Origin of the sequence: Actinophytocola sp. (assembly GCF_050699915.1) — a bacterium.
Taxonomy (GTDB): domain Bacteria; phylum Actinomycetota; class Actinomycetes; order Mycobacteriales; family Pseudonocardiaceae; genus Actinophytocola.
Map to the genome: position 1 here is coordinate 22,322 of NZ_JBOHGA010000066.1, position 7,243 is coordinate 29,564.

Annotated in this window: 6 protein-coding genes; 5 read left to right on the forward strand and 1 reads right to left on the reverse strand. The window is 71.8% G+C overall.

The genetic code is table 11. The annotated features are described in order from the left end of the window. Positions 1-47: 47 nt before the first annotated feature. On the forward strand, positions 48-1,838 hold the full coding sequence (locus ACRDSK_RS14610) for a BCCT family transporter (protein ID WP_431441285.1): 1,791 nt from the start codon (positions 48-50) through the stop codon (positions 1,836-1,838). A 38-nt stretch (positions 1,839-1,876) separates the two neighbouring features. On the opposite strand, the gene ACRDSK_RS14615 is transcribed toward ACRDSK_RS14610, so the two are convergent. Next, positions 1,877-2,890 carry an NlpC/P60 family protein gene (locus tag ACRDSK_RS14615; RefSeq protein ID WP_431441286.1) on the reverse strand — a complete coding sequence of 338 codons (1,014 nt, stop codon included), beginning with the start codon at positions 2,888-2,890 and terminating at the stop codon, positions 1,877-1,879. Positions 2,891-2,982: 92 nt separating this feature from the next. On the opposite strand from ACRDSK_RS14615, the gene ACRDSK_RS14620 reads away from it, so the two are divergent. The 4 genes from ACRDSK_RS14620 to ACRDSK_RS14635 all read left to right on the forward strand — a co-directional run. Beyond that, positions 2,983-3,801: a metallophosphoesterase family protein gene (locus ACRDSK_RS14620; protein WP_431441288.1), complete on the forward strand. Its 819-nt coding sequence runs from the start codon at positions 2,983-2,985 to the stop codon at positions 3,799-3,801. Positions 3,802-3,945: 144 nt separating this feature from the next. Continuing rightward, positions 3,946-5,280 (forward strand): hypothetical protein, encoded by a 1,335-nt coding sequence (locus ACRDSK_RS14625; RefSeq protein ID WP_431441290.1) that lies wholly within the window; start codon positions 3,946-3,948, stop codon positions 5,278-5,280. After that, a complete protein-coding gene (locus ACRDSK_RS14630; protein ID WP_431441291.1) occupies positions 5,277-6,263 on the forward strand; it encodes a glutamate ABC transporter substrate-binding protein in 987 nt (328 codons plus the stop codon). Before ACRDSK_RS14625 ends, ACRDSK_RS14630 begins: the two co-directional genes overlap by 4 nt. Before the next feature lie 23 nt (positions 6,264-6,286). Next, positions 6,287-7,243 (forward strand): hypothetical protein (locus tag ACRDSK_RS14635; protein WP_431441293.1); only part of this gene is annotated, 957 nt, incomplete at its 3' end.

Here is a 7,243-nt window from a genome sequence, read left to right on the forward strand (position 1 = left end):
GGTTTAGGCTCCGCAGAACCCATGAGCCTGAGTCGGAGGGAGGCGCCGTGGCGGACGACACGACGGAGGAGTCGGTCAAGGCCAACGCACCGGAGGAGACCGGTCCGGGCGGCGACAGAGTCGTTGAGGTGTCGGATGGTTCGGTGGTCCTGGCCGCCGACCGGCCGGCGGTCACCGACAAGGTCGTGTTCGGGGTGGCGGCCGCGCTCACCGTGGTGTTCCTCGCCTGGGGCGTGCTCGGCACCGACTCGCTGATCAACCTCGCGAACAGCGTGCTCAACGAGGGCATCATTCCCTACGGCGGCTGGGCCTTCGTGCTCGTCGCAAGTGGATTCGTGCTGTTCGCGATCGGACTGTCGATCAGCCGGTACGGCCGGATCCCGCTCGGCGCGGACAAGGAGAAGCCCGAGTTCCGGACGGTGTCCTGGATCGCGATGATGTTCAGTGCGGGGATGGGCATCGGGCTGATGTTCTTCGGGGTGGCCGAGCCGGTCACGCACCTGATGAGCCCGCCGCCGGGGACCGCGCTGCCGGCGTCGGACGAGGCCGTGCACACCGCGATGGCGACGACGCTGTTCCACTGGACCGTGCACCCGTGGGCGATCTACGCGGTGGTGGGCCTGGCCATCGCGTACAGCACGTTCCGCCGTGGGCGGCGGCAGCTGTTCAGCTCCGTGTTCTCGCCGCTGCTCGGCGAGCGGCGCTCGTCCGGCCCGCTCGGCAAGGCCATCGACATCATGGCGATCTTCGCCACGCTGTTCGGCTCGGCCGCCTCGCTGGGGCTCGGCGCGTTGCAGGTCGGCGAGGGCATGCGCTACGTCGGCTGGGTCGGCGAGGCCGGCACCACGCTGCTGGTGATCATCATCGCGTTCCTCACGATCGCCTTCGTCGCCTCGGCGGTGTCCGGGGTGGCGAAGGGCATCCAGTGGCTGTCGAACATCAACATGGTGCTCGCCGCGGTGCTCGCGTTCTTCGTACTCGTGGTCGGCCCCACCGTGCTGATGCTCAACCTGGTGCCCGGCGCGATCGGCGACTACCTGCGCGGGTTCGCGGAGATGTCCGGCCGTACCGGCGCCACCGGCGGCGACGAGATGCAGACCTGGCTCGGCGGCTGGACGATCTTCTACTGGGCCTGGTGGATCTCCTGGACGCCGTTCGTCGGCATGTTCATCGCGCGCATCAGCCGGGGCCGGTCGATCCGGCAGTTCGTGGCCGGCGTGATCCTCGTGCCGAGCGTGGTCAGCCTGTTCTGGTTCGCGATCTTCGGCGGCGCGGCGATCCAGCAGCAGCGCGACGCGCTCGCCGCGGCGAACCTGACGCCGCAGGAGCTGGCCAGCCTCAACGGCGACCTGTCGGGCGTGGTCGACGCGGGCAGCTGGGTCTACAACACGGACGGCAACCCGCAGGCGATGACGTTCGCCTTCCTGGAACACCTGCCGATGTCCACGCTGGCCGCGATTCTGGTGATCGTGCTCGTGTCGATCTTCTTCGTCTCGGGCGCGGACGCGGCGTCGGTCGTGATGGGCACGCTGTCGCAGAGCGGCTCGGTGCATCCGAAGCGCAACGTGGTGATCTTCTGGGGCGTGTTGATGGGTGGCGTGGCCATCGTGATGCTGCTCGCCGGGGACGGCAGCGGCAGCGCGTTGACCGGCTTGCAGTACATGACGATCATCGTGGCGGCGCCGTTCGCCCTGGTGATGATCGGCCTGTGCTGGGCGCTGTTCCGGGACCTGCGCTCGGATCCCCTGGTACTGCGCGAGGACGAGATGCTGCGCACCCTGCGCGGCACTGACGACGAGCCGCACACGCACCGGCGCATGCACACCGGCCGCCACTGACCTGGCCGGCGGGGGCGCGGCCGCGCGCCGTGCCCCCGCTAGGCGAGGACGCGGCGGATGACCGTGATCGGGCCGATCTCGTCGATGCCGCCGATCTTCACGGTCTCGCCGATGCTCGGGGCGTGCACCGCGCGGGTGTCGTCCACCGCGATGGCCACGTGGTGCACCGGGCGGTAGTAGAAGATCAGGTCGCCGGCCTTGACGTCCGCCCGGGACACCGGCATGCCGACCTGCGACTGCTGGACCGACACCCGCGGCAGCGTGACCCCCGCCCGGCGGAACGAGGTCTGCACCAGCCCGGAGCAGTCGTAGGCCGCCGGACCGACCGCGCCCCACAGGTACGGCTTGCCCAGCTGCGACATCAGGTACCGGATGATCCCGCCGATGTTCCCGGACGGGATGACCACGTCGTCGCCGTAGTCCTCGACGCCCGCGAGCAGCGCCCGCTGGTCCGGGGTGAGGTTGTCGAGCGCCTCGCGCACCTCGGCGATCTGCCCGTCGAGGTCGGTCCGCCGCTCCCGCAGCGTCGCCGCGCCCTTGCCGGCCTTCGCGGACGCCGCCTTCGCGGACGCCGACGCGGCCTCCGCCTTGTCCTCGGCGACCTCGGCCGCCGCGAGCGTTGACTCGCCGACCAGCCGCTCGCCGGTCATCCGCTGCGCGAGGCTCGCCGCCTCGAGCCGGACGAGCAGGTCGTCGGGGCTGGAGCTGGTGGCGAACGCGGACAGCGCGTCGCGGGCCCGGCGGGCGGCGAGCACCTCGGCGACCTCGTCGAGGTCCTGCGCGGAGTTGATCTTGGCGCGGGCGGTGTCGGCGACGGCCTCGGCCTCTTTCGCCGCCTTCGTGGCCGCCGCCGACGCACGTTCCTGCGCGGACACCTGCTCCTGCAGGATCAGCAGCTCCTCGTTGACGCGCTCCGCCTCCTGGCTGAGGTCGTGGTAGTACGCCAGCAGGCCGGCGACGGTCGTGGGCTGCGCGGCGGCGGGGCCGGGCGCCACGAGCAGCGTCGCGGTCAGCACCGCGACACCACCGATCGAGGCGATCAGTCCGCGCACCACCGCTCCCTCCCCTAACAGACCTGGCCACGGCCATTGTTCAGGACAACGGTAAGCCGCGGCGGATAACGGGACCGTTAGGGTCGGATGTCGTGAGTGCCATTTATGCCGCCAGCGACCTGCACGTCGCCTACCCGGACAACCGCGAGGTGGTCCGCGGCCTGCGCCCGGCCGACGAGTCGGACTGGCTGCTGGTCGCGGGTGACGTTGCCGAGCGGTTTTCGACCGTCGAGTGGGCGCTCGGCACGCTGCGCGAACGGTTCGACACCGTCGTGTGGACGCCGGGCAACCACGAGCTGTGGACCCCGGTCGACGACCCGGTCACGCTGCGCGGGGTCGAGCGGTACGAGGCGCTCGTGGAGATGGCCAGACGGCTCGACGTGCACACTCCCGAGGACCCGTACCCGGTGTGGCACGGCCCGGACGGCCCGGTGACCGTGGCGCCGTTGTTCCTGCTCTACGACTACACGTTCCGGCCGGAGGGCTGTGCCACCAAGGAGGAGGGCCTCGCCTACGCCCACGAGACGGGCGTGGTCTGCACCGACGAGTACCTGCTGCACCCCGACCCGTACCCGACCCGGGACGAGTGGTGCCGGGCCCGGGTCGAGGCGACCGAGAAGCGGCTGACCGAGATCGACGGGCCGACGGTGCTGGTCAACCACTACCCGCTGGTCCGCGAGCCGACGCGGGTGCTGCGCTACCCGGAGTTCGCGCAGTGGTGCGGCACCGAGGCGACGGCCGACTGGCACACCCGCTTCGCCGCCGCGGCCATGGTCTACGGCCACCTGCACATCCCGCGCACCACCGAGTACGACGGGGTCCGCTTCGAGGAGGTCTCATTGGGCTACCCACGCGAGTGGCAGCCCCGCGAGCGCCCGCACGGCCTCCCCCGCCGCATCCTCCCGGCCTAGGTCGCATTCCGGTGAAATCGAGGCGGTCCCGCCACTTCGCGGACTAGGCTGACGATCACCGTCGGGGGAAGGTACGGCCCGGGTCGGGGCCGTTCGGAAGGGGTTCGCCGTGTCGATCGTCGCTCATCCGTGCGCGGGCCTCCCGTGAGCGCCCCCGCGGTCGCTCCGCCCGCCGCCACGGACCCACCGAGACCCCGGGGCCGGTTCACCGAGCTGAACGAGCTGGCCCGGACGACCCCAGGCGTGCTGACCATCCTCACCGTCGGGCTGGTCCTGGTCAGCGTGCTCGTCGGCGTGCTCACCGCGGTCGCCGTACAGACCCGGGTCACCGCGCTCGACGACCTCGCCACCCGCAGCGGGCCGCTCAGCGTGGCCGCGCAGGACATCTACCGGTCGCTGTCCGACGCGGACGCCACCGCCACCAGCGCCTTCCTGGCCGGCGGCGAGGAGCCGGCCGACCAGCGCGCCCGCTACGAGAACGACATCGCGCAGGCGGAGTCCGCGCTCGCGATCGCCGTCGCGTCCCGCGAGCCGGCCGACGTGACCGCCGCGGACAGCCCGCTCGCCATCCTCTCCGCCAAGCTGTCCGTCTACACCGGACTCGTCGAGACCGCCCGGGCCAACAACCACCAGGGCCTGCCGGTCGGCGCGGCCTACCAGCGCGAGGCGTCCAACCTCATGCGCACCGAACTGCTGCCGGCGGCCGAGGAGCTGCACCGGTCCACCAGCGCGCAGGTGAACGAGCGCCAAGATGAGGCCGGCGGGCTCCCGCTGCTGGAGGTCTTCCTCGGCCTGGTCGCGATCGGCGCGCTGGTGGCCGCCCAGCTCTTCCTGCGGCGTCGCTCGAACCGGGTGTTCAACGTCGGCCTCGTGGCGGCCACCGCGGCGGCACTGGTCGCGCTGATCTGGGTACTCGTGGCCACCCTCGGCGCACGGGCGAACGTCGACGACGCCCGCGACGTGTTCACAAGCGTCGACGGGCTCGCCGAGGCCCGCGTCGACGCGCTCACCGCGCGGGCCGACGAGACGCTCACACTTGTCGCCCGCGGCAGCGGCGCGGCGTTCGAGGAGGACTTCCTGGACGCCTACGAGCGGCTCGAGCGCTTCCTGCGCGGAGTGGGGGCGAGCTGGGCCGGCTTCGAGGGCCAGGCGATCGACCAACTGGAGACCGCGGGCCGCACGCTCGGCCCGTGGATCGAGACGCACGCGAACATCCGCACGGCGGACGACGGCGGCGACTACACCCGCGCGGTGGAGCTCGCGATCGGGCCTGGCGACGACGGCGCGGCCGCCCGCTTCGACACGATCGACTCCAACCTCGCGGAGGCGCTCGAGCAGACCAACGCGCGCTACACCGACGAGGTCTCGCAGGCGGGCAACGCGCTCACCGGCGCCGTGCTCGCGGTGATCGTGCTGGCCGTGATAATGGCTGCCGGCTCCGTGGCGGGCATCTGGCAGCGGCTCAAGGAGTACCGATGAACCGCCGTAGGACCAGGAGGACGGCACTAGCCGCCGTGCTCGCCGCGCTGCTGCTCGTGACCGGATGCGGGGCCGACGAGACCGTCTCGCCCTCGGAGCCGCGCGCCGAGGTGCCGCGCCCGGCCGACGCGAAGGAGCTGACCGAGCCGCCGGACACACCGGAGGCCCCGGACTGCGGCGACCCGACCGCGAGCCTGCGCCCGGGCTCGCTGCCCGCGCCGAACGCGCTGCCGGCCGGCTCGACCATGGCCAAGATCCGAGCCAAGGGCAAGCTCGTGGTCGGCGTGGACCAGAACACCTTTCGGTTCGGCTTCCGCAACCCGTTCACCGGCAACGTCGAGGGCTTCGACATCGACATGGCCAAGGAGATCGCCGAGGCCATCTTCGGCACGCCGAACGCGCTGCAGCTGCGCATCCTCACCTCCAGCCAACGCATCCCGGCGCTCAAGGAGGGGACAGTCGACATCGTCATCCGCACGATGTCGATCACCTGCGACCGGCTGAAGGACGTCGACTTCTCCTCGGTGTACTACCGGGCGAACCAGCTGGTGCTGGTGAAGAAGGCGTCCGGGATCACGGGCATCGACACGCTCGGCGGCAAGCGGGTGTGCGCCACCGAGGGCTCGACGTCGCTGACCAACATCGCGCAGGCGGCGGCGAAGCCGGTCCCGGTGCAGGTGCCGAACTGGACCGACTGCCTGGTGATGCTGCAGCAGAACCAGGTCGACGCGATCTCCACCGACGACACGATCCTCGCCGGGCTCTCCGCGCAGGACCCGTTCACCAAGGTCGTCGGCGAGCCGATCGACGACGAGCCGTACGGCATGGCGATGCCCAAGGGGCAGACGGACTTCGTGCGCTTCGTCAACGCGGTGATCCAGCGGATGCGCACCGACGGCACGTGGACGGCCACCTACAACCGGTGGCTCGCCGATCTGCTCGGCGCGCCACCCGCGCCACCGGCGGCGAAGTACCGGGACTGAGCGGCGATGGGTATACCGGAGACATGGGCATGGCGTTGTTGAGCCGGGAGGAAGCGGACCGCGCGCTGGACCGGCTCGGCGCGGACAGCGACCGGATCGCCACCTCGCTGGTCGAAATGGACGGCCACCCCGGCCACCAGCTGCTGCGGGGCGCCACGCTCTCCGGCGAGACCGCCCGGCGCTGGACCGAGACGAGCGCCGCGATGGCCACGCTCTGGGAGCAGTTCGCCACCTACCGCGGGATGGTCGACCAGGCACGCGAGGTGCGGGCACGCCGGTCGCGGCCCGGCGACGAGGAGCTCGCCGAGCTGACCGAGCTGCTCTCCGAGCCGGTGGTGGAGCTGGACTCCGAGCAGGTGCCCATCGAGCGGCGCGGGCTCACCGGGCCGGCCGCGACGGTCCAGCGGATCACGCTCGACGAGCTGCTCGACCGGATGAACCAGACGTTCGCGTCGGTCACCGGGGTGCTCGCGACCGCCGAGTCCGCGTGGTCGGCCGCGATCGGCCGGCTCGACCCGCTGGAGCGGGAGGTCCACGACGTGTCGGTGCTGGCCGAGTCGGTGGCCGCGGCCGACAGGGGCGTGGCCGGCTCGGTCGACCGGCTGCGCCGCGAGCTCGAGTCGGCCCGCGAGATGCTGCTGACCGACGTGCTGACCATGGCCGCGACCGACCCGCTGCCCGGCATCTCGACCCGGCTCGGCGAGCTGCGCACCCGGCTCACCGAGCTCGCCGCCCTGCGGGACTCGTTCGACGGCCGGCTCGCCGACCTCGACCGGATGCTGTCGGACGTGGAGGCCACGGAGATGACCGCGGCGCAGACGTACACCGCGGTGGTGGAGAAGATCGCGAACCCGGGCCTTCCCGAGCCGACCGCCGAGGGCTCGGCCCGGCTGCGGTCCCGGATCGAGGCGCTGGCCGGCCGGCGGGACGCGGGCGACTGGTCCGGGCTCGCCGCCGAGGTCGACGAGCTGGACCGGGTC

Coding starts and splice junctions, on each gene's coding strand:
- ACRDSK_RS14630 (WP_431441291.1), top strand. CDS start 5,277: ATGAACCGCCGTAGGACCAGGAGGACGGCACTAGCCGCCGTGCTCGCC.